1 pseudogene is annotated in these 291 nt (G+C 61.9%); it reads left to right on the top strand.

Annotation, left to right across the window (positions count from 1 at the left end):
- Positions 1–291 (top strand): annotated as a pseudogene (locus P0G09_RS20005) (DUF3048 domain-containing protein); the annotation flags it as partial.

Here is a 291-nt window from a genome sequence, read left to right as displayed (position 1 = left end):
GCAGGTCGGGCCTGTTTCTGCCGGGCAGGATCTTTACTGGCGGCTGCTGGTGGGCCAGCAGGTACTGCCGGTGCAGCGGGGCGGCGGACAGATTGACCAGAACTACCTTGATTACTACTCTCTGCGCGCAGTAGACGCACTGGAGGTGGGCACCAATGCCTTTTCCTGTGAGACCGACTGGCAGAATGTCCCGCTGTGGCATACCAGCGGTGCAGCTCTTTCGGGTGTGCTGGGCAGCCTGTACATCTCCGCGGCCTTGACAGAATCCCGCGTCACGGACACCTCTTCCAG

Source organism: Faecalibacterium sp. DFI.5.82 (assembly GCF_029076575.1).
Taxonomy (GTDB): Bacteria; Bacillota; Clostridia; order Oscillospirales; family Ruminococcaceae; genus Faecalibacterium; species Faecalibacterium duncaniae.
Note: the sequence above shows the minus strand (reverse complement) of the source record. Positions and strands in the feature narration are given on the sequence as shown.